The sequence below is a fragment of the Streptomyces sp. NPDC042002 genome, assembly GCF_055588305.1.
In genome coordinates this window covers 80,637-102,713 of sequence record NZ_JBVJCT010000003.1, presented here as the reverse complement: position 1 = coordinate 102,713, position 22,077 = coordinate 80,637, and the positions used below count along the sequence as shown (strand labels likewise).

Annotated in this window: 18 protein-coding genes; all 18 read right to left on the bottom strand. The window is 73.3% G+C overall.

What is annotated here, in order from left to right:
- Positions 1-2 precede the first annotated feature (2 nt).
- Positions 3-1,901 carry a sialidase family protein gene (locus ACZ6KY_RS05780; protein ID WP_469309065.1) on the bottom strand — a complete coding sequence of 633 codons (1,899 nt, stop codon included), beginning with the start codon at positions 1,899-1,901 and terminating at the stop codon, positions 3-5.
- Positions 1,902-1,913: 12 nt separating this feature from the next.
- Complete coding sequence (locus ACZ6KY_RS05775) at positions 1,914-2,453, bottom strand: hypothetical protein (protein WP_469309064.1); 540 nt, start codon at positions 2,451-2,453, stop codon at positions 1,914-1,916.
- 11 nt (positions 2,454-2,464) lie between these two features.
- Positions 2,465-6,460 carry a hypothetical protein gene (locus tag ACZ6KY_RS05770; protein WP_469309063.1) on the bottom strand — a complete coding sequence of 1,332 codons (3,996 nt, stop codon included), beginning with the start codon at positions 6,458-6,460 and terminating at the stop codon, positions 2,465-2,467.
- A complete protein-coding gene (locus tag ACZ6KY_RS05765; protein ID WP_469309062.1) occupies positions 6,457-8,061 on the bottom strand; it encodes a baseplate J/gp47 family protein in 1,605 nt (534 codons plus the stop codon). Before ACZ6KY_RS05765 ends, ACZ6KY_RS05770 begins: the two co-directional genes overlap by 4 nt.
- A 3-nt stretch (positions 8,062-8,064) precedes the next feature.
- Positions 8,065-8,430: a GPW/gp25 family protein gene (locus ACZ6KY_RS05760; RefSeq protein WP_469309061.1), complete on the bottom strand. Its 366-nt coding sequence runs from the start codon at positions 8,428-8,430 to the stop codon at positions 8,065-8,067.
- Between the two features lie 19 nt (positions 8,431-8,449).
- Complete coding sequence (locus ACZ6KY_RS05755; protein ID WP_469309060.1) at positions 8,450-9,088, bottom strand: phage baseplate assembly protein V; 639 nt, start codon at positions 9,086-9,088, stop codon at positions 8,450-8,452.
- Between the two features lie 13 nt (positions 9,089-9,101).
- Entirely contained in the window at positions 9,102-10,283 is a 1,182-nt protein-coding gene (locus ACZ6KY_RS05750) for a hypothetical protein (RefSeq protein WP_469309059.1), read from the bottom strand.
- 1 nt (position 10,284) lies between these two features.
- Positions 10,285-10,602 (bottom strand): hypothetical protein, encoded by a 318-nt coding sequence (locus ACZ6KY_RS05745; RefSeq protein ID WP_469309058.1) that lies wholly within the window; start codon positions 10,600-10,602, stop codon positions 10,285-10,287.
- Between the two features lie 15 nt (positions 10,603-10,617).
- Positions 10,618-11,367: a hypothetical protein gene (locus ACZ6KY_RS05740; RefSeq protein WP_469309057.1), complete on the bottom strand. Its 750-nt coding sequence runs from the start codon at positions 11,365-11,367 to the stop codon at positions 10,618-10,620.
- A gap of 8 nt (positions 11,368-11,375) precedes the next feature.
- Positions 11,376-13,172, bottom strand: coding sequence for a hypothetical protein (locus tag ACZ6KY_RS05735; protein WP_469309056.1), 1,797 nt, complete (start codon positions 13,170-13,172; stop codon positions 11,376-11,378).
- Between the two features lies 1 nt (position 13,173).
- The gene (locus ACZ6KY_RS05730; protein WP_469309055.1) at positions 13,174-15,015 is read right to left on the bottom strand and encodes a hypothetical protein; all 1,842 of its coding nucleotides are present in this window, start codon (positions 15,013-15,015) and stop codon (positions 13,174-13,176) included.
- Between the two features lie 5 nt (positions 15,016-15,020).
- The gene (locus ACZ6KY_RS05725; RefSeq protein WP_469309054.1) at positions 15,021-16,625 is read right to left on the bottom strand and encodes a hypothetical protein; all 1,605 of its coding nucleotides are present in this window, start codon (positions 16,623-16,625) and stop codon (positions 15,021-15,023) included.
- Positions 16,626-16,695: 70 nt separating this feature from the next.
- On the bottom strand, positions 16,696-16,869 hold the full coding sequence (locus tag ACZ6KY_RS05720; protein WP_261702311.1) for a hypothetical protein: 174 nt from the start codon (positions 16,867-16,869) through the stop codon (positions 16,696-16,698).
- Complete coding sequence (locus ACZ6KY_RS05715; RefSeq protein WP_469309053.1) at positions 16,866-17,660, bottom strand: T4 family baseplate hub assembly chaperone; 795 nt, start codon at positions 17,658-17,660, stop codon at positions 16,866-16,868. Before ACZ6KY_RS05715 ends, ACZ6KY_RS05720 begins: the two co-directional genes overlap by 4 nt.
- Before the next feature lie 10 nt (positions 17,661-17,670).
- On the bottom strand, positions 17,671-18,141 hold the full coding sequence (locus ACZ6KY_RS05710; protein ID WP_261702309.1) for a phage tail protein: 471 nt from the start codon (positions 18,139-18,141) through the stop codon (positions 17,671-17,673).
- Positions 18,142-18,221: 80 nt separating this feature from the next.
- Positions 18,222-20,327, bottom strand: coding sequence for a phage tail sheath subtilisin-like domain-containing protein (locus ACZ6KY_RS05705; RefSeq protein ID WP_469309052.1), 2,106 nt, complete (start codon positions 20,325-20,327; stop codon positions 18,222-18,224).
- 23 nt (positions 20,328-20,350) lie between these two features.
- Positions 20,351-20,557: a hypothetical protein gene (locus ACZ6KY_RS05700; protein ID WP_469309051.1), complete on the bottom strand. Its 207-nt coding sequence runs from the start codon at positions 20,555-20,557 to the stop codon at positions 20,351-20,353.
- Complete coding sequence (locus tag ACZ6KY_RS05695; RefSeq protein WP_469309050.1) at positions 20,554-21,570, bottom strand: CIA30 family protein; 1,017 nt, start codon at positions 21,568-21,570, stop codon at positions 20,554-20,556. Before ACZ6KY_RS05695 ends, ACZ6KY_RS05700 begins: the two co-directional genes overlap by 4 nt.
- Positions 21,571-22,077: the final 507 nt, after the last annotated feature.

The window sequence follows — 22,077 nt, the reverse complement described above, 5'->3', positions numbered from 1 at the left end:
TCTCAGATGGCGGTGATGACCCGCCGTGCGAACAGGTCGGTGTTGGTGGAGCCGTTGCGGTCGTTCGCCCAGACGGCCCAGATGCCCTGGCCCGGGACGGGAACCGCGGCCGGGAACCCGTCGTTGCCCGCGCTCGGGGCCAGCCGCTGCGGCGCGGTCCAGTCGCCGCTGGCCGCGTTGCGGCGGCGTACGACGACGTGGTTGGTGTTGTCGGAGAACTTCCGGGTGGACAGCAGCCAGACGGTGCCGTCGGCGTCCTGGACCGCGGCCGGCTGGCTGTCGTTGGCGTCGGTGCCGGAGACGGCGGCCGGACCGGACCAGGTGGTCCCGCTGAACGTGAGCACGGACAGCCCGCTGCCGCTGTTGTAGAACACCAGCGCCGACGTGGCGCTGAGCGCCAGGACGTGGATGTCGGTCGCCTGCCCGGTCTGCTGCGTACTGCTGCTGACGGTGTTGGTGACCGGGTTCAGCAGCACGGCGGTGAGCTTGGTGCCGTCGTGGAAGGCGATGAACACCACGTTCCCGGCCGACGCCGTGTGCACGGCCCGGCCGCCGGAGTTCACCGCCAGCTGCACCGGCGCGGTGTCCGGGAAGGAGTTGTCGGTGTGCTTGTAGCGGAGGTAGGACCACTTGTCGGTGCTGCTGCCCGACTGGTCGAAGACGAAGACCACGAAGTCGCCCGCCAGGACCGCCTGCGCCCGCTGGTCGGCGACGTTGGCGGTGGCGGCGATCGTCACCTCGCCGGCTCCCGCGAGGGAGGCCAACGGCCCCCGCTTCAGCTTCAGGTCGGCGTTCGGGTCCTCGGTCGCCGCGGTCTGGTAGGCGACCAGGAAATCCCCGTTGGGCAGCATCAGGGCCGTCGGTGCCGCGTGCACGCCGCCGCTGGTCAACGGGGTCGCCGAAACGCTCGTGAGGCTCGGGTTGGCCAGGTCGATCCGGGCCAGGGCCACCTGGCTGATGCCCGACTGGCTGGACTGCCAGACGATCACCAGACCGTTCGCGTTGTCCAGGAACACCGCCTTGCCGAGCAGGTCGGCGCCCGGGCCGTTGGCGACGGCGACCTCGCCCGTGGTGGGGAGCTGGCCGGCCAGCAGCGCGTTGATCGCGCTGCGCAGGCTGATCAGCGGACGGTTGACACCGCCGCGGTAGTCGAACGGGTCGACGCCCACGGTGTCGGCGATCAGGTGCGCCGGCGGAAGCAGCAGCCGCCGCTGGCGCTTGTCCACGATGTTCGACGACGCGATGAGGGCGGTGGCGGCCGGGCGGGTGAGCCCGGCGAGCCCGGTGTAGGAGTGCCCGGCCAGGAAGTCCGAGGACCCGGACACCGGTACGGCGGCCCCCACGCGCACCACCCACTCGCGCTTGATCCGGGCGCACGACTCGACGCCGAGCGCGGGCAGGATCAGGTTCGGATCGTCGTCGGGAGTGACCAGGTGCTCCCATACGTCCAGGTAGGCGACCAGGGTCGTGGCCGTGCCCGGGGTGGTGAGGGCCGGCACGACGGGTACCCCGAGCTTCGCAGCGAGGGCCGAGGCGCCGGACTGCGACGCGTGCAGCGGCTGGGCCGAGAACGCCAGATCGGTCGTGATCATGACATCCAGACCGTCGACGATGATCCGGCCGGTGTGCGCGAGCGCGGTGTCCAGCTCGGCGCCGCTGCCGCCGGCCGGCGCTCCGGCGCCGATGGTGAAGTCGTTGCTCAGACCGCCGGTGATCTGGAAGCCGTTGGTGCCCTCGGGCACGCCGTCGCCGACGTACCACTTGAGGAACGCCCTGAGCTCGAACTTGCGGACGTCGTCCAGCTCGTTGAGGTCCGAGTCGACGATCGGTACGCCCTGCTGGAGCCGCACGTTCACGTACCGCAGCAGCGGGTGGAACGTGCTGGAGGTCATCGAGGCCATGGGTTCTCCGCTTCAGAACGTCAGCCAGACGGTCCGCTGCAACGTGCTCGCGGGATCCTTGGCGATGACGGGGTGGGTGACGTAGTTGACGAGCACGGTGGTCCCGTCCAGGCTCGCGATCAGGCCGAACTCGCGCAGATTGCCGCTGACGTGGTTCGCGTCCGGCCAGTTCGGCACGCCGGGCCCGAGGGTCGCCTGGATCTGCAGCCGGTTGGTGGGCGCGGCGGACACGGCCGCCGAGTCGAGGAAGTCCATCCGCAGGTCCGCCGCGGCGACGGTGTGCGGGTGCGGGTCGACCAGCGCGGTCTGCGCGGCGCCGGCCGGCGGCGGACCGGCGCCGTCCCACTGGCTCAGCCCGGCACCGACCCGCAGGCCGAGCAGCCCGGTCGAGCCGGGGGTGCCGCGCAGCATGGTGGCCAGCAGCCGGCGGCAGTCCCCGACGATCGTGTTGGACCGCCAGCCGTGGTCCCACACCACCCGGCCCGCGGCGTCGTACAGGACGTCGCGGTACTGACCGTTCAGCTGACCGGCCGGGTACTCGCTTGCGGACATGTGCGCTCCTCCTACCGGAACGGTGGCCACCAGACGCGTCGGCGCAGGGTGGTGGGCTTGGTGGGGTCGACGGTGACGCTCGTACCGTCGGTGGACAGGAACACCTGCCAGCCGGGCAGGGCGACCGCGGTCTCCTCGGCGATCCGGAGCACCTCGGCGATCGGGTAGTCGTCGCTGAACGCGTCGGCGAGCTCGTGCCCCGCCGGGAAGACCAGCTCCTCCAGCGGGCCCGAGCCGAGCACGACGACGGCCCGCAGGTTGACCGGCAGGAACCGCTCCAGGAGCTGTCGCAGACGGTCGGCGTCGCGCTGCACGAGCGGCCGGCCGGTGGGCCCGCGTTCGACGTAGAGCCCGATCGTGGACGGCGTGTAGACCTCGTCGGCGGCCAGGGCGGACCCGTCCGGCCGCTGCGGCGTGTAGTCGAGCAGATCGCCGAACTGCCGGGTGCCGCGGTTGCGGTCGAGGTCGGCGAGGGTCGCGGTGACGGTGCCGGCGAACCGGCGGACGGACGCCTCCTCCGGCGCGCGTCGGCCGGCCTGGGCGAGGCCGGGGCCGGGGACACCGCCGCCGAGCCGGCCGAGACCGACGTTGCGGTCGCTGCGGAACAACAGCCACGTCGTACCGTCGGGAAACGGGACCGGGGCCGGGTTCGCGTCCGAGGCCGGCCCGCTGGTGACCACCGTGGGTGCCGACGGGCTGCCGGTGGCGTCCAGATCGGCGGACCACAGGCGCGGGCCGCCGCCCCGGTCGGAGCGGAAGTAGACGCGGGCGGCGCCGGACGGCAGCGGGGCGAGCGCCGGTTCCCGGTCGGTGCCGGTGACACCGGTGACGGCGGTCGGCGCCGACCAGCCGGCGGACGGGAAGTCGAGGTGCCGTACGACGATCTGCCAGCGGTCGTCCGGGTCCGCGTAGGCGTGCCGGACGGCCGACGCCAGCCACAGCCGGTTTCCGTCGCCGGTCAGATGCGGTTCGCGCTCGCCGGGGCCACCGGGGGCGAACCAGCCCGGAGCGGACCAGGAGCCGCTCAACGCCCGGACCGGGGTGGCGAGTCCGGACACGGTGCGCCACGATCCGGAACCGTCCAGGAAGGACAGACCGGCGGCGGTACCCGCCCAGACGGTGCCCTGGTCGACGAGGACGGCCCGGCAGTCACCACTGGGCAGACCTTCGGCGGGCGTGTGGACGCGGATGTCGCGTACCGACCGGATCTCGGCCGGGCCGGCGGCGGTCGCGGCCCACACCGGCCCCGCGTCGTCCGCCTGCGGCTTCGGGTTCGCCGCCGGGGGTGCCGGGGCGACCTGCCGGACGTCGGCGGCGGCGCCGAGGTCCACGGTGCGCACCGACCCGTCGGCGCCGACGCGGGCGACGCCGTGCGCCAGTGCCGTCCACAGCGAGCCGTCCTGGGCCGGTGCCGCGTGCCGCACCTCCGTTCCGGCCAGGAACGTGGTCCAGGTGCCCGCCGGGTCGAGCCGGGACAGGCCCGCGCCGGTGGCGAACCACACCGCGCCGGTGAAGTCGGCGGTGACGTGCCGCACGTCGTTGCTCGCGAGACCACCCGTCGTCGCGGTGACCACCTGCCACGAGCCGCCCGTGGAGAGCGCGGCGGCGCCCCCGCCGTGGCCGAACCACACCGTGCCGGACGGGTCCACGGCCACGGTCCGTACATCGGTGGTGGAGAGGCTTCCGGCGGTGGTGCCCGGTGTGAACACGGTCGTCGTCCCGTCCGGCCGGCGTACGGCTCCCCCGGCGCCGGTGGCGAACCAGCTCGACCCGTCGGCGTCGACCGCGACACCCCGTACGTCCGCCGACGGCAGCCCGGTGAGCGGGGTGACCGCGCCGTCCCCGGCCAGCACCCGCGCCCCGGTCGCGGTGGCGATCCGTACCCGGCCGTCCCACCGCAGCCGGTACAGCCGCCACCCGTCGAGCCGGCTCGCCCAGCACAGCCGTACCGCCCCCTCCGGGTCGAGTACGGCGGCGCAGTCGGCGTGCCGGCCCGCCGGTACCGCCGGAATGTCCGTGGCGGCGGCCCAGTCGACGTCGGGCTGCCAGCCGCCCTGCCCGGTCAGCGCGCGGTCGCCGAACCCCAGTGCCCGGGCCGCGGTCGACGCGGCCAGATCGGCGCTCAGCGCGACCCCCGGTCCGGTCGAGGTCGTGGCCAGGGCCAGCGAACCGTCCCCGGCGACGGCCGCCGTGACACCGGTGAGCTGCGCGTTGAACGCGGCGGTGACCTCGTCCGCGCGGGCCGCGGACGGATCGGCGTAGTCGGCCGCGCGCACGGTGAACCGCTCGGTGGCGCCGTAGCCGGTGAGGGTCAGAACCGTGTCGGTGGTCAGCGCGTACGGGGCCGACGCGTCGCCGCGCAGCCGGGCCGGGGTCGGTGCGGACGGTGTCCCCAGCCGCCAGCGCAGCCGCGCCGCACCGGTGTCCGGGTGCTCGACCCAGGCCAGGCCGAGCCGGCCGTCCGGCAGCGCGACCGGCGCGGGTTCGGCCTGCGGCGCGACCGGCTGGGGCTCGACCACCCGGGTGTCCGCCCAGGCTCCCCGGAAGTACGCCTTGAGGTGCAGCCGGGGGACCACCCCGCCGGCGCCGACGGTGGAGGCGTGCGCCATCCACAGCCGGCCGGTCGGGTCGGTCACGGTGGCGAGCCGGCCGCGGGCCGCGCCGTCCAGCGAGACCAGGCTCGCGGCCGCGGTGCGCACCTCGATACGGGACGCCTCGCCGGTGAGGCGCGACACGAGCCGCACCGCGCCGCCGGTCCCGTCCGCGCGCAGTTCGCCGATGTCCCGGTTCACGACCGCCGCGACCTCGGCGGCGGTCGCGGCGCCGAGGTCGGCGAAGTCGGCCGGGCCGAACGTCAGGGTGATCGGCAGGCCGCCGTCCGGCGCGATGGTGACGGTCATCCCGGTGCGCAGCGCGAACGGCTCGCCGGCCGCGCCGGTCAGCACGGCGTTGGTGGTGGCGGTGCCGGTCGCGACGTCGTGCGGGGCGGTGAAGCCGAGCACGGCGGACGCCTCCTCGGCGCCCCACCACGCCCCGTCGCGCCGGGCCGCGGCGAAGACATTGCGCTGCGGCGCCAGCCCGGCCCGCGCGACGTGCTGGGAGAACTCGGCGACCCGGGTGGACCAGCCGGTGTAGAAGTCGACGAGGCTGCGCAGTCCGGGGACGGTGCCGACGGAGTCGTAGAGCCTCGGCGCGGTGCGGATCTCGTTGCGCTGCCGTGCCAGGTCCGTGTCGGCGGTCAGGTCCCAGCCGACCCACTGCGACAGCAGGGGCAGGAACCGGCTGTCCACGTCCGACACGGCGCGCAGTCCGCGCAGGTTGTCGGCGGAGCTGCGGATCGCGTCGACGGCGGCGCCGTACACGTCGACGAAGCGGCGTAACTGCCCGCCGTTGGTGCCGGCCTCGGGAAGCAGTCCGGTGGCGGCGTCGGGGACCCGGGTGACGGTGTCGTGACGCCGGTACACCTCGGGGATCAGCTCGTACAGCGTGCGGTGCGCGCCGTGCACGTCGCCGGGGGTGGCGACGGCCAGCAGCGGCCGGCCCAGGGCCGCGCTGTCCAGCTCGTAGTAGTACGGCGTGCCCGCGTCCAGCTCGCCGCGGCCGACGCCGCCGACGTCGAGCAGGTCGAGTTCCAGGCGCAGCACGGCGCGGTCCGCGCCGAAGACGGTGCGGGTGACGAGCCGGAGCACCTCACGGGACACCGCGGCGACCGTCTCGGTCACGGTGACGGTCCGCTCCCGGACCCGCAGCGCGCCGGCGGCGGCGTCGCTGTCCGGCAGATCGGTCACGGTGAGCGCCCCGGGCACCGGTGCGGGCGGGAACGCGGCGCTGTCGTAGAGCAGCCAGGGCGCGCCGGTGTCCGGGAACGCGAAGTCGCGCGTCTTGCGCCGTACGGTGACCGGCGGCGCGTCGAGCACCGTCTCGCCCGCGTCGGGCGTGAACGCCCAGCGGACCCAGGTCCGTCGGCCGATCAGGTCGGCGCTCGCGGTGAACGTGTCGATCCTCATGGCAGTGTCGTCCGTACGGTCACGTCGAGGGTGCCGGGGACGGCTATCTCGAACTCGCCGATGTCGATCCGCCCGTCGGTGGCCACGTCGAGCGAGACGGCGTCGCGCAGGAAGGCGGGCAGTTCGGCGAGCGGGGGCAGGTTGTGCCGCGCCAGCTCCGCGTCGACGTCCGGCGCGGGCCGGTCCTGCCGGCGAAGGCCGGTCACGGTCGCCGCGAGGACCCCGGGGACGGACTCGGCGGCGGCGAACACCTCGCTCTGGAACAGCGGCCGGCCGAAGTCGACCCGGGAGAACGACAGGAGCGCGGTGATCGCGGCCTCGACCTGCCCGGCCACCGCGTCCGTGACGAACCGCTCGTCGACCAGCAGTTCGACGCCGATGTCCACGGCGACCGGCTGCGCGTCCAGCACCCGGACCAGGCAGCCGGCCATGCGCTTGTCCTCGAAGTAGCCGACGAGCCGGTTGCGCAGTGCTTCCGGGACCGGGACCAGGGTGTCCCCGGCGGGCGCGACGAACAGGTCGATCTGGTTCCAGGAGACGCTGCGGGCCCGGACCTTGGCCACCGTGCCGGTGCTGTGCGCCAGCGCCTCGTAGTCGCTCGCGGTCACCGCCCGGTTGGTCGACCGGAACGCGAACGGGGCGTACCGCGCGGCGTGGTCGGAGCGTTCGGCGTCGCTGCCGCCCGCCGCCGCGGCCTCGTTCACCACGGCCTGCAGCGTGTCGATGGTGGTGAGCGCGGTGGTGACCGTGCCGGCCGCGAGGTTGCCCGCGGTGCCCTGGCAGACCCGGTAGGAGGCGCGGACGTTGCTCGGTCCGGCGGGCGGCACCCGGCCCGCGCCGAACACCGCGTGCCCGATCCCGTCGGCGTCGAAGAGGAGCTGGTAGTAGCGCGCCTCCGGGTGCGAGAACACGGCCCGCCCGTCCGGGGCGATGTCGAAGAGCAGGCTGTCCCGGCGGTCCCAGGTCACCCAGCCGGCGCCCTCGTTCACCTCGACGACCACGGACGCGACGACCACGGACGCGTCGGGCAGCGCGAAGGACTGGCTGGCCTCGCCGGTGGACGAGCCGATCAGCACCGGCCCGACCGCGTGGCTCTGCTCGACCGGAAGCCGGTCGTAGCGCACCACCGGCTTGCCGTCCGGGCCGGCGCCCGGGCGCAGTTGGTCGGAGAGGAGAACCAGGTCCAGGTCGGGGCCGAGGTAGGTGAACTCGATCGCGGCGGCGCCCGGCGGCCGGGCGGCGAACCGCGCGCCGCTGGGGACGGTCACGGTCCGCGCCCCGGCCGGCCGGGGGAAGGTGAGCATCAGATCGGCCATGGCGGGCGCGGCCGGGGTCAGCTCGTAGCCGATCAGCCGCAGCAGGTCCACGATGCTGGCCCGCTCGGTGGCGGTGCCCGGGAACAGCTCGCTGGCGATGCGGTCCTGGTAGTAGAGCGTGATGTCGCCGACGTAGGCGAACAGGTCGACCAGCAGCATGCCGAGGTCGGCGGGACTCTGGTCGGTCCACTCCGGCAGGCGCTGCTGGGCCAGCCGGAGCATCGCCGTCCGCAGGGACGCGAAGTCCTTGTCGGTGTAGTCGATCGCGGGTGCCGGTGTCGTCATCGCCTACACCAGGGGGACGATCATCTCGGCGGACACCGGCTTGTCGCTGTGCACGTAGCTCAGCAGCAGCCGCAGTCCGCCGTCCGAACGGGACAGCCGGGCCCGGGTGACGACGACGCGCCGCTCCCACCGTACGACCGCCTCGTGCGCCTGCTTGCGGAGCAGGTCGGCGGTCACGTCGTCGTCCGGCTCGTGGACCAGTGTGTGCACCCGGGTGCCGAAGTCGCGCAGCATGGGCCGCTCTCCGAGCCGGGTGCCGAGCAGGACCCGCAGGTCGTCGCGGATCTTCTCGGTGCCTTCGGTCCAGGCGATGCCGCCGGTGTGCGGGTCGATCCGGAACGGGAACGCCGCTCCGCGGGCGTCGGCCATGGGGTCTCCTTCACTTCGTTCACTTCACGACGGCGGACTGGCTCAGGTGCACGCCGGGTTGCAGGACGAGCGGCGCGAGTTGGGGCGACGGGGAGCCGGGCGGGCCGTGGACGTGCGTGAGCAGCTGGCTCCACAACTGGCCGAACCCGTTGCCGAGGAGCGTCGGCTCGCTCGCGCCGCCGCCCACCTCGACCTTCGACCCGTCCAGCACGATGTGGTCGGCGCTCACGCGCACGCTGCCGTCGGACTCGATCGAGACGGAGGCGCCGCCGCTGTGCCGGATCAGGATCCGTTCCCCGCCGCCGGTGTCGGTGAGGTCGACGGTGTGCCCGGCGGTGGTCCGGATGACCTGGTGGTCGGGCGGCGTCACCGCGGCCTCGGGCGGGACGGCGTCCGCCGGGTACCAGACCCCCACCCAGATCGGGGCCCGGGTGTCGCCGGCCGCGAACTCCACCCATACGTTGGCGTCCTTGGGCGGCACGAAGAAGTGCCCGTGCGGGAAGCACGGCTCGGCGGTGACGAGCGCCTCCGGGCCGAAGATGTCCGGCACGATCACCCGGAGCCGGCCGCGCCGCCCGTCGTCGGTGTTGTCCCGTACGATCCCGCGGTACTTGCCGTAGTAGTTGCCGGTGTGCCGGGTCAGCTCGTCGGACAGCATGTCGGGCCTCCTGTCACCGGGTCGCGGTGATGTGGGTGAAGTAGCTGGACTCCTGGCGGTCGCCGGCCAGGTCGCGGGTGTACACGTGGTTGACCTTCGTCAGGTACCAGACCCCCTCGGCCCACGGCGCGAGGCCGGTGATCCGCAGCATCGCCTTGGCCCGCAGGAGCGCGTTGCCGACGGCCTTGCCCCGGCCGCTCATCCCGACGATCCGGGTCGGGTCGGCGCTCACGCGGTTCCTGGCGTCCTGGGCGGTGCCCGCCGCCTTGCCGACGACCCGCTCGGCCGGCGTGCCGAGCTGGGCCTGTGCCACGGCCGCCTTCCCGGTCAGCGCCTCGATCGCCGCGCGCATCCGGTCCCCCGCGGCCGGGGCGCGGCCCGTCTGCGGTGCGGCCAGCGGAGGCCGGGGCGGGGTGAGCGGTGCCGGCTGGTCGACGAGCCGGCCGGTGTCCGGATCGACGGTGCTCGCCGAGCGGACCGGGAGCGCGCCGGAGCTGATCCGCTCGTAGGTGAACGTGACCAGGTCGCTGCCCACCCGGCAGTACCGCAGCGTGCCGATCGGCTCGGAGGCCGCGATGGCGGCGATGGGCCGGAACGAGAACCGGGACTCCTTGTTGTCGGCCAGTTCCACGAACGCCAGGCAGCCCTGGCCGCGGGCCTGGTCCAGGATGAAGTCCCAGACCGAGGTGGCGACGTAGCGGCCGGCGCCGCGGGCGTCGGGCGCGGTGTCGTCGACCGGCTCGATCGTTCCCACCGTGATCCCGGTGCCGGGCGCGGTGACCAGTTTGCGGAGCAGGGCGCTGAGCGGTTCGCCGGTGTTCCATGTCTCCGGGTCGAACGGGGTCTGCGCCAGCCGGTGGCTGTAGTCCCGGGCGGTCAGTTCGATGTGCTGCCCCTCGGGGCCGGCCAGTACCCGGCTGCTCACCACGACCCCCTCGAACAACGCCGTGTGCTGCATCCGCCGGCCCAGGTCGAGCCGTACCACCAGGCCCTCGAACAGGGCGTGCGCGAGCACGCCCGTGGGGTCGTCGAGGACCACCTTCGCCTCGTCCGTGAGCCGGTCGTGGTCCTCCACGGCGACCGAGCGCACCGGCACCGTGACATCGGCCAGGTCGCCCGGGCCGGTGCCGATCTGCACGGTGGCGAACGGGGACCGGTTGTCGCTGCCCGTCGGGGACGGGGTCGCTACGGCCATCTCAGAACACCCGGTCCCGGCTGACCACGCCGATGTCCTGCGAGGCCGGTACCGACAGGGCGGCGCCCGGTCGCAGGTCGAGCGGGAACTCCACCGGGTTGGCGTCGGCGATGCGCCACCACACCTGGCTGTCGCCGAAGTAGCGCCAGGACAGGTACTCGATGTCCTCGACGCCGGTGACCCGGTGCTCGTAGTTGATGTCGTCGGCGGCGGGCGGCGTGTACCGGCGGATCGCCACGGTGGGCCGCGTGGTGCCGGTGGCGTCCACGGCCGGGTAGACCGCGGCCTGCCGGTACCGCGAGGTGATCGACACGGACATGATCGGGCGCCCCTCTCAGAGTTCGAAGATGTTCTGCACCAGGCCGGCGCCCGGTACGGCCTGCACCCAGTCCCGGAGGTCCAGTTGCCCGTAGGACTTGCCGACCTCGACCAGCCGGTCGAGCACGTCGAGGCTGGTGGTGATCGACGCGGTCTGTTCGTTGAGGGTCAGGCTGACCTCGGCGCGCTCCGGCGTGAGGTCGGGCTTGAACTTGGTGATCTTGATGTTGAGGTCGGTCATCACACAGTCCAGGTCGATGCCGCCGAGCTTGAGCGTGCACAGCGGTGGCTGGGCCGGCGGGCAGAACGTCTTGGCACCGCTGAACCAGGCGAGTACGTCGTTGACCGGGTCCCAGGCCGGGTTGATGAACGAGCGCAGCACCGCGAGGCTGGGCTCGATCCGGCCGCCGAACCGCGCGTCGTCCGACGCCGAGCCGTCGCCGTTCTGCTGCGCCGGGATGTCGGGGAGGGACCGCGCGTCGAGGGCGAAGTCCAGCGCGAACGAGCGCGGCTTGCCGAAGTCGGCCTCCAGGGCCTTCGTCCCGACCAGCGAACTGCCGATCTCCTTCAGGTCGGTGGCGATCCCGCTGACGTTGCCGAAGCCCTTGGACGCCTTGGTCTGGTCGAACGCCCAGTTGCCGAGGCTGGTGGTCTCCCGGTAGGCGAAGCTCTTCTTCTCGGACAGCAGCTCCGGGTTGAACTGGAACCGGAAGATCAGCGGTGGGACGGCGATGAGGTTGGCGAGGTAGCCGGCGGTGCGTGCCATGACGACTCCTAGATCGGTAGGGGCAGCCGGCTGCCGCCGCCGCGCTGGTCGTAGTCGAACCACATCCGGGCGTGCTGATCGATGTCGTCCGACGGGGCGGTGGAGAGGGCGGGTTCGGTGGTGGTCCAGGTGACGGTGGGTGCCGCGACCGGGCCGGGCGCGGCGCTCTCCACGTCGACGACCACCTCGTCGATCTGGACGGTGGCCCGGGTCCGGTCGGCCGTCTCGGCCGCGCGGCGCGGGATCCCGTCGTGACCCGCCGGACTCGCGAAGTGGCCGGTGATCGAGGACAGCAGGCCGTCGAGTCCGCCGTGGGCCAGCCATGCCTCGTACGCGTTCGCGACCGCGGTCAGGCCGGTCTGCGGTGTCGCCGCCTCGCCGACCACGAGCCTGTCGGCCAGCCGTGCCGACTGGGTGCTGACGTCGTCGAGTGCGCGGCCGAGGCGCGCGTCGGACAGCTTGGTCTCGGCCCGCGCGGCGGCCTCCAGGGTGGACCCGATGGTGCGCAGCCCGTCCGAGAGCCGCCCGGTGCCGAGGTCGAGCGCGTCCGTGCCGAGCTTGCGCACCTTGCCGAGCGGTTCGGTCAGGCCCGCGACGAACGCCGGGTCGGACAGCACCGCGGCGAAGTTCGGCGGCGCGGGCCGGACGGCCACCGGGCCCACGCTGTCGAACGCGGTGGCCGGCAGACCGAGCTTGCCCGCGTCGGTGAGCGCGTTCTGCTGCTGGTCGGACACCTTGGTGTCGGTCAGCAGCTCGAAGACCAGCGGGAGGACCGCGGGCAGGATCCGGACCAGATGCGTGACGACCCGGAACGCCCGGAGGTCGCCGAGGTTGCGCAGGACCGCGTCGATCGTCGGGACCAGCCAGTTGAGCAGACCGTCCACGGTGGCCCTGACGGCGTCGCCGAGCACGACGCCGATCCGCAGCACCGCGAGGAGCGCCTGCTGGACGCCGTCGAAGACGCCGCCGATGATCCCGTCCACGGTGGACGCCAGGACGCCTACGACGGAGGCTCCGACCCGGGCCACGACGGCCACCGTGTCCAGCGCGAGGACGAGGAGCGCGCCGCGCAGGAGCAGGGTGACCCGCAGTCCGAAGCGGAGTGTCTCGGCGATCCCCTGGCGGATGTCTCCGAGCCGGCTGATCAGCAGCGCGAGCGAGCCGACGGCGATGGGCAGCGCGAGGACCAGACCGTCCACGACCTTCGCGACGGCGTTCAACAGCGCGGTGGCACTGCCCAGTTGGTCGACCGGCGGCTGTGCGCCGACGGGCGGGGCACCGGCGGCCTGGAACAGCTTGGTGAGGGAGTCGACCGCGCTCTTGATGCTTTCCAACTGGGCGATCAGTCCCGTCGCCGGGCTCGGCGGAACCCCGGCGCCGGGCGCGGGCTTGGCCGTGGCGGTGACCGCGGGGCCGCCGATCATGGTGAGGATGTGTTCGACGTGCTCGGCGAGCTTCGCGATGTCCTGGAACGACCAGACCAGCCGGAACTGCGAGAGCGCACCCCCGGCGGCGCCGCCGATCAGGTTGCCGACGAACCCGCCGATGCCGCCGAGCAGCCCGGAGAGGAAGTCGCCGAACCCGCCGCCCGGCGCCAGGTCGTTGATGTTGACCACGTGGACCTTGAGGGCGCCCTCGTGCATCGGCGGCGCGCCGAAGTTCGGCCCGGCGGTGATGACGGACGTGAACGCGAACGTGCCGTAGGTCGAGGTGGCGCGCTCGATGTCCTCCAGGGCGCGGCGCCCGAACCGGGTCTGGGTGAGCAGCAGTCCGAGCTGGGTGATGAGTTCCTCGGTCTCGTCCATGTCAGACCCGCACCCCCTCGGTGAGGACGCGCAGCCGCCGCTCGCCCGTGCGGAAGGCGTCCCGGACGGCGCCGGCGAACGCGGCGGCCACCGCGGCGGCGAGGTCCTCGTCGAGGTCGCCGCCGGCGCGGACGCGCAGGGTCAGCCGGGGCAGCACGACCCGTCCGAGCGCGGCCCGGCGCAGGATCCGCGGTGACGTGGGGAGCGGATCGCCCGCGCGGTCGACCAGCCCTCCGACGTACCCGTCGATGACCGCGCCGACCACCACGAATCCGCCGCTCGCCAACCAGGATTCGAGCGTCCGCGCGAGCTGGTCCGGTGGCGGGGCCGCGCTCTGCCGCCGGATCTCGTCGCCGAACACCCGGTCGGCGAGCGCGACGGACTGGCCGCCGATCCGGTCGAGACCCGGGAGCCGGCTCGCGTCGCGCTGTGCGGCGACGCTCGCGTCGGCGAGCTCGCCCAGGCCGGTGGCGGTGCTGGTGAGCGCTCCCCGGACGGCGGCGCGCAGCCCGTCGCCCAGCGCGCCGACCGCGCCGGCCAGGGCCGGGCCGAGCGCCGGGTCGACCAGGCGCGGGAAGTCCGAGTGGAAGGCGAGGGGCCGGCCCTCGGGGAACGCGGGCAGGAGATCATGCCCAGGACCGTGTGTGTCGAACAGCGCGTCAAGGAGCAGGCGGGCGCGGCGGAGCTGCCGGCGCGCGTACGGCCACAGCACCAGCGGGCTGCGGCGCACCCGTTTCCGGATCCAGTCCAGGACGCCCGAGAGAGCCAGGTAGAGGTTCCGGTTGAGTCCGGTCCCGGGCTTGTCGAGGAGGTCGTCGAGCGAGAAGGCGGCCACGTCCGGAACGAACGTGCCGCCGATCCACGGGATCAGACGGGCCAGGTTGAAGTCGAACGCGGTGGTGACGACGAACAGCGCCACCCGCGTGAACCGGACCACGCCACGCAGCGCGTAGCCGAGCGCGCCGACGAAGTCACGGATCCGGGTACCGAGGGCGGTGCCGAACGCCAGCAGGAGGCGCACCGTGAGGTCCAGGTGCGAGCCGAGCAGTCCGGCGATCCCGCGGGTCAGTCGCGTCGCCGTGCCGATCAGGCCGGCGAACTGGGCGTACGCGGTGCTCAGCGCGTCGCGCCGCAGCTCCAGCACCGCCTCGAACTGCCGCTGGAGGGTGCGCCGGACCACCGTGCCGAGTGCGCCCAGCAGCGACTCGGCCACGGCGGGCAGCAGCGCGACGACCGCGATCCCGGTGGCGATGCCCGCCGCGATCCCGTCCAGCGAACCGGCCGGAGACGCCGACGACGGGGAGGGCGGTGCTGTCTCGGCCCGGGGTGCCGGCGCGAAGGGCCGGATCTGGTCGGTGAACCGTTCGAGCTCACCGCCCTTGACGCTGGCCTCCGAGAGGGCCCGGAAGGCCGTCACCGCGGCTCCGACGAGGTCCGAGCTGTCGAACATGGCCGGCCGCGGCGCCGCGCCGGACACCGAGGCGTCCAACGCGGCCGCGATCACGAGGAGTTGGCTCAGCAGGTCGGGGATCGCGGCCGCGTCGTCGAGCCGCAGCGGCCGGGTCAGTCCGGCGAGGAACGCGAGCCCGGCGTCGGCCAGGCTCGGCACGGGCGCGGTGCGGGTGAGCGCACGGCGCTGCGACGGTACGACGCGCAGGGTCACCGCGCCGTCGACGAACCGCAGCGCCGGGAAGCGCGCGGTGGCCCGGTCGGCCTGCCGCCCGGCCAGCAGCCGGCGTTCCAGTACCGGCCGCACGGCGCGCCGCGCCACGCGCATGGCGTGCTCCTGGGCGGCGAAGGCCCCGGCGAACCGGGCGGCGGCCGTGGCGAAGTCGATCGGCATCGTCATCACCCGCCCGCGCCGGTCAGGTAGGGCTGTTTCCGCAGCCGCGCCAGGAGTCCGTCCTGGAAGCGGCGCACATCGTCCGGGTCGGCGCCGGGCACCCGCAGCCGCAGTGTGCGCACCACCGGCCGGAGCACGTCGCTCTCCGGGAGCTCGGCGACCGGGAAGTCGGAGAGCAGCCGGTCCACCTTCTCCCGCACCGGGCCCGCCAGCGCGGCCGGCAGCAGGTGGTCGACGATCGCCTTCAGCGGCGCGAGGTCGACCGGCGCGCTCAGCAAGCGCGGCAGCTCCGGCAGGGCCGGTCCGGTCACGGCCGGAACCCGGACGGCCGGGACCCGCACCACGAACGGCGGTTCGGCGACGGGCACCGGGGGCGGCACCGTCGCATCGGGCAGCGCGGACAGCGACGGAAGCGAGGGCAGGGGCGGGAAGGTGACGGAGGGCAGCTCCGGCAGCGCGGCGATCAGCGGCGCGAGCCGGCTCGGCCCGGACGGCGATTTCTTGGCCTTCTTCGGTGCGGCGTCCAGGGCGGCCAGGAAGACGTCCGCCTCGGTACGCAGCCCGGTGACGGCCCGGACGGTCGGATGCCCGGTGATCAAGTCTCCGACGAACGTGCCGAGTTCGGCGGCCGACGTGCCCGCGGTCAGCTTGCCGCCCACCGTCGACAGCGCGGACTCCAGGACACGGAGACCGCCCCCGAACGCGGCGCCCGCCGCGGTGAGTTGGCTCCGCAGCACGCCGGTCACCCGGGTGAGGAGGCGGTCGGCCGAGAGCGCGCCGTCGACCTGGGACGTCGCGCCCGCGGCCACCTCGCCGATCGCGGTGGCCGCCCCGCCCGCGAGCGAGGCGAGGCCGTTCATCAGCGCGGCGACCGGTGCGAGCGCCGGACCCACCCGGACGACCAGGAAAGCCACGGCGCCGAGCAGCTGGCCGAACAGCAGCCCGAGCCGCGTTCCGACGATGACGAGACCCGCCGTGAGCGGGTTGCGCATCCGGTCGCCGAGCACCTGGCCGATCACGTCCCGCACGGCGATGAACAGTTGGGTCAGCGACCCGAACAGGTCGTAGGCGGCGCGTACTTCACGGCGGTCGCCGAGCGCCACGAGCAGGCCGTAGCCGAAGCCCGCGGCAGCCAGTCCGCCACCCACGAGGACGCCGGTGCCGACCGGCGCGACCACCAGGCCGACGGCGAGCAGGAACGGGGCCAGTCCCCACACCACCGCGAGGCCCAGCGTCTTCCAGCTGAACTCGGAGAATCTCAGGAGGAGATAGATCCCGGCCGCGGCGTACAGCGGGTCCAGCGCCATGCCGGCGACCTTCCCGGCGAGCCCGAGCAGCGACCCCACGGCGTTCGGGCCACCCTGGCTCACCGGCACCGAGCGCTGGGCTGCCGCGAACCGCTCTTCCAGCCGGCCGATGTTGACGACGTACCCGCTCAGGTTCAGCCGGGTGAGAGGGGTCTCGAACCCCCACCAGTGCACCAGGAACGCGGCGCGGGCGCGCTCGACGACCACCGACTCGTGGTCGACGATCTCCAGCCACGGCGTCAGGGCGCGGACCGTCGCGCAGAGCGAGGCGGTCAGCCCGCGCAGCAGCATGATCACCGGCATCGTGTCGGCCCTCCCCTCCGTCGGCTGTCCGACCCGGTCAAAGCGCGGGTCGGCTGGTGGTCAGTGCGGGTCAGTTCCGGTCGCGGGCCGCCTCGACCTGGGCGTTCTCCCGCTGGATCTGTTCGACGAGCAGATCCACGAACTCGCGCCGGTCCCCGGCGGCCATGTCCATCAGCTCGCCGTAGGGCCAGTGCAGGTGGTAGCCGAGGAAGAAGACCTCCCGGCGGAGCTGGTCGAGACTCACTCCAGAACTAAAAAATTCGTCATGTCCAAGGTGGCCCGCATCTCGTGCCCGCAGGCCGGGCAGTCCAGCTCGCGGATCAGGTCGATGCCCGGCGCTCCGTCGTTGAAGGCCCGGTCGATCAGCCGGCGGTCGGTCAGGGTGAGATCGGCCAGGATCTTCGGGCCGAGCGCCTCCAGCCGGTGCGGCGGCAGGTCCCCGAGGGACTTCAGGCAGCGGGCGAGCAGCGCGTTCTTGCCCAGCGACGCGTTCTTGCGCAACTGCGGTGCCGCCGCCGCCTCGTCGTCGCCGCGCGCCGGCCGCAGCGTCATCGCGGTGTGCACCGACCCGTCGCGGTCGACGTACCCGTCGAGGAGTTCGACGACCACGTCCTGCGGAGGTTCCCCGTCGGCGAGCGGGCGCACCGGCAGCGTGTCCAGGTCCTCGGTCTGCTCGAAGCGGTCACCGCAGGACGGGCAGGTGTAGCCGGCCCGCAGCTCCGGCCCGAACGTGAAGCTGCGCAGCCGGATCAGCAGGAAGTTGCGGTCGAGGGAGTACATGGCGTCGATGTCGCCGCGGCGCACCTGTTGCAGGTCGCCGAGCCGCACGACACAGCTGTGCAGCAGCGCGGTGACCAGCCGGCCGCCGTTGCGCTGGTTGGCCGGGTCGGCGAGGAGCGCCTCCTCGCGGCCGGTCATCTTGCGCAGCGTCACCTGCCGGTGCGTCTGTCCGTCGTGGTCGGCGTAGCCGATCGGGAGGGTGACGTCCAGTTCGCGGACGCCGGCCCGGCCGGGCGCGGTATCGGTGAGGGTCATCTGCGGGCTCCTAGGAGACGCGTTCCAGACCCTCGTGCTCCAGCACGATGGTCTGCAGGAAGAGGTTCGTCGACCCGGCTTCGAGGTCGGTGAACTTGGACGACTTGACCCAGGCGCCGTAGAAGGCGAACTGCAGGACGACATCCCCGAAGTGACGCTTGACGATCATGCCGTTCTTGCGCACCGAAGAGCCGCCCTGCCGTGGGGCGTTGAGGCGGAACGTCTGCTGGAACCAGTCCAGGAACCGCTTGTCGTCGGCGCTGCCGTCGACCCGCCGCTCGATGGTCAGCGGCTCGAACTTCATCTTCGCGGCGGCCAGTTTGTACACATGACCGCTGCCGCCGTCCGGTTGCTCGATCGTGTCCAGCTCCCCCTCGCTGAGCCCGGACACCTTGCTCACGCTGGGGCTCTCGACGCCCTCGATGACGAGGACGAACTCATTGGCCCGGTAACCCTCGTCGAAGTCGTTGACCCTGGGCATGACCGCTCCTCACTTTCCCTCTGGTGGGACCATCCGCTGGGACTGTCCGGTGTGACCTTCCGGTGGACCGTCCGGTGGGCTCAGACCTCACTGGTCGTTGCGCCGCTCGCCTGCTGGCCGACGATGATCACGATCGTCTCGGCCGGCCGGGACGGGTAGAACAGCACCTGGACCTGGAGCAGGCCCTGCTGCACCTGGTCCGGTGGGTTGTTGGTGGCGTCGACGGTGACCGTGAAGGTCTGTTCGGGGCTGCCGGTGCCGAACGCGCCCTGGCGCCACAGCCCCATCAGGAACGGGGTCACGGTGCCGAACTTGACGGCGCTCCACAGCGATTCGCGGTTGGGCTCCTGCCGTGCCCAGCGCAGTCCGGTACGGAGGCTGCTCTCGACGAAGTTGAACAGCAGCCGCACGTTGACGTAGCGCCAGCGCGGGTCGGAGCTGAGCGTCCGGGAGGCGTCCACCACGATCCCGGCCCGCGGCACCGGCCGGATGCCGTTGACGGCGCCGTTGACCACGAGGTCCGTGTGGTCGGCGTCGGAGAGGCGGGTCTCCACGTCGAGGACGCCGAGCAGGTTGGCCTCGTCGCCGGCCGGTGCCTTCCAGATCCCGCGGGTCGCCTCGATCCGCGCGCAGACTCCCAGCACGTGCCCGACCGGCGGGAGCGTGATCTGCGGACTGGCCCCGGTCCCGATCGGGTCGGGTACGACGATCCACGGCCCGTACAGGGCCCCGTACGCCTTCCTCGTCTGGAGCGCCTGCCCGTACGCGACGGCCTGCCCGGCGGCCACGAAGCCCTCCGGGACGGAGCCGACGAACATGGCGTCACCCCGGCCGGCGCAGTAGGCGAGGGCCGCTTGGGCGATCGCGGTGTCGGTGCGCTCGCAGCACACCAGCTGGACGCCGAACGGGTCGAACGCGAAGAAGCCGGTGCGGGCCGCGGGATCGCCGATGAAGTGGGTGGCGGTGGGAGTGCCGTCGGCACCTCCCTGCAACGACAGGAAGCCGTTCGTCGCGGCCGGCCGGTCGGCTCCGGGGCTCGGCGTGCCGACGTCGACCAGTCGTACGTAACGCGACCCGGAGAGCGGGTTGTTCAGCACGGTGGGCGCGTAGTTCGCGACGCCGGACTCCATCGACAGCCCGGTGTACGTCTCGACGGCGTGGTCGGTGTCGCCGGTCCCCTGCGCGATGGTCAGGTCGAACTCGGCGTTGGAGACGGCGACCGCGCGCAGGTCGGTGAACGCGCCGGGGTTGGGCAGATCCGGCGCCCAGGTGACGGCGCCGCTCGCCGGGTCGACGGAGAGCAGCCGGACGCGGGCGGTGGTGGTGTTGTCGGTGACGACGATCGCGTCGCCCACGTCGAAGCCGTCCGGCCTGGCCAGTTGGGTGCCTCCGGCGTTCAGCGCGACCGGCGTGCCCTGTACCGGGTTGGCCATCACGGCGAAGCCGAGTGCCGTCGCGTCCGCGGTGACCTGGAGCCCGGTCCAGCCGCCGCCGACCGCGGCCCGCTCGCCGGTCGAGGTGAGGACCAGCGCGTTGCCGCCGCTGAGCGAGGCGACCAGCAGATGCGTCTGCCGGTTGATCGCGTCGCGGATCTCCTGCCGGGTGGCGGCCGCCGGATTGGCGAAGTCGGTGCTGACGAAGGTGAGCGCGGTCGGTGCGCTCGCGCCGTCCACCTTGACCGACAGGGTCGGCGGCGAGGACAGGTTGACCGTGGCGGCGAGCGGGGAACCGGTGACCGTGGCCCGTGCCGACTCGCGCAGCCGGCTGGACGCCGACGCGCTGAGCGCCGTCCGCACGAACAGCCCGCGGCCCCACGCGCCGGGGTCGGCCTGTCCGCGATAGCCGGCCTCCAGGCGCAGGGTGCCGTTGGTGCCGCCGGTGTCGGGCAGCGTCCGGCTCGCGACCGCGTCGGCGGCGCTCAGCGTCGGGTCGACCACCCGGTTGACGTACGCCGTCTGACCGCCGTTGTCGAAGAACCCCTTCACCAGGTACGCGCCCAGACCACTGGCGAAGTAGCTGCCGAACTGAGCCACGAACTGCACGAAACTGGTCACCCGTACCGGTGTGTTGGGTACGCCGCGTTGGGTCAGCACGTTGAACGCGCCGACCGAGACGGCGGCACCCGTGACCGTGGGTGCCTCGGTGCCGTCGGTCTCGATGACGTTGACGCCGATGTTGAAGGCCATCGCAGGGTTCTCCTTTCTTGCTCTCAGCCGCGCTTGCGGGGGCGGCGAGCCGGTGTGGCGGACACGGTGTGCGCGACCAGGACGCCGGTACGGCACAGGAATCGGACCTGGCCGAGATCGAGGTCCTCGGCGTCGCAGGGCACCTGGCCGTGCGGTCCGACGACGACCACGCCCGAGCTCAGGTGCAGTTCGACAGGCCGGCTGCGGGTGTTGGCGAGGGCCGTGGTCATACGGTCTCCAAGAGGTCTGCGGTGACGGCGAGTTCGTCGACCGGGCGGACCGGCGGGACGGCCGGCGGGGTGCGCCGGACGCTCACGCGGTAGGTGAGGGCGGGGACATCGGTCAGGAAGCCGCCGATGCGGTTCGGACCGGGGATCCACACGAGACGGGCCGGCAGCCGCTCGCCGTCGGCGACCAGCTCGTCCACGGGGGACAGCCGGTCCAGCACCGCTTCGAGCAGAGCCGCCTGGTCGCCGCGCGTGGCGGCGACCGGCGTGACGGCGTAGTCGATGTCGTACGGGTCGCCGGGAACCGCCTGCCGCGAACCGGCGGCGGTGAAATCACGGGGAACGACGGCGTCCACCACACGGTCGTACGCGTAACGCACGTCGAACTGGACGACGTCGAGTGCCGGTGCCACCGGCGACGGCTCGCCGGCCGCGCGTACGGTCACGGGTACGGCGGTGCCGCCGATCTCGATGCCGGCCAGGCGTACGGCGAGGGCACGGTCGGCGTCGGCGAACGGCCGCGGCGCGACCGCGATCACGTCGTCGAGGTAGGCGGTGAATCCCGTGCCGCCGAGGCAGCGCAACTGCATCCCGGTCAGGGCGCCGGCCGCGGTGAGGTCGTCGAGGCTCAGGCGCACGGTCTCCCAGCGGCCCGCGGCCCTCACCGGCAGCAGGCGGTGCCAGGTGTTCGCGGGGTCGTCGATCGCGGTCGCCGCCGATCCGAGGCGGAGTTCGAGGAAGAAGGGGGCACCGCCGTAGCCCGCCGGGCGATCGGCCCGGACGGACAGCCGGAGTTCGGTGAACCCGCTCAGGTCCACCGGTGCGAGAGCGCGCCGCAGGCGGTGCCCGTCGGCGCGCGGCGTCGCGGAGACCTTCGCGCCGCGCCGGTCGGGGCCGTAGCCGACCACGACCGTCTCGTCGGCGATGGTGACCTCGGTCGACGGCGTGGAGCCGTCCGGCTCCACGGCCGCCCACTGGGCCGCGTCGCCCATGGGTTCGATGATCTGGGCGGTCATCGCCCGCATCCGTGCTGTCGCATGCCGCAGACTGTGCGGGGCCGCCCGTCACCACGCCGTCACGGCCATGTCACCGGGCCTGGACACGAGCAGCGACCCGCGCCCTTTTCCTGCCTGACCTGCGTCCTTTCCCGCTTGGCCTGCGTCTTTTCCCGTTCCCCCGCCGGGCCGCCCCGGACGCCGAGCCGCACGAACGGTGACCGGGTCCGTTGAACGGAACGGGACGCGACAGCCGGTGGCCGGGGGCTCACTCTGTCCATCGGCGGTCGGCCCGTGCCGCGGCCGTGGCCCCCCAGGGCCGCGGACACGGGGCGCCGCCATGCCCCTGGCCGGGAGCCGCCCCTCACGCTCCCGGCCAGGCGGAGCGTCGGGGCAGCCCCGGCGGGCGGTCGACCGCGGGCCCACGAGGTCCGGTTCGCTGAGCGGAACACCACGTGACAGACCGCCTCCGGCCTTTCACTCTGGCCACCCGGGCACATGCGAACCGCCCGGGCACACAGGCCGCTC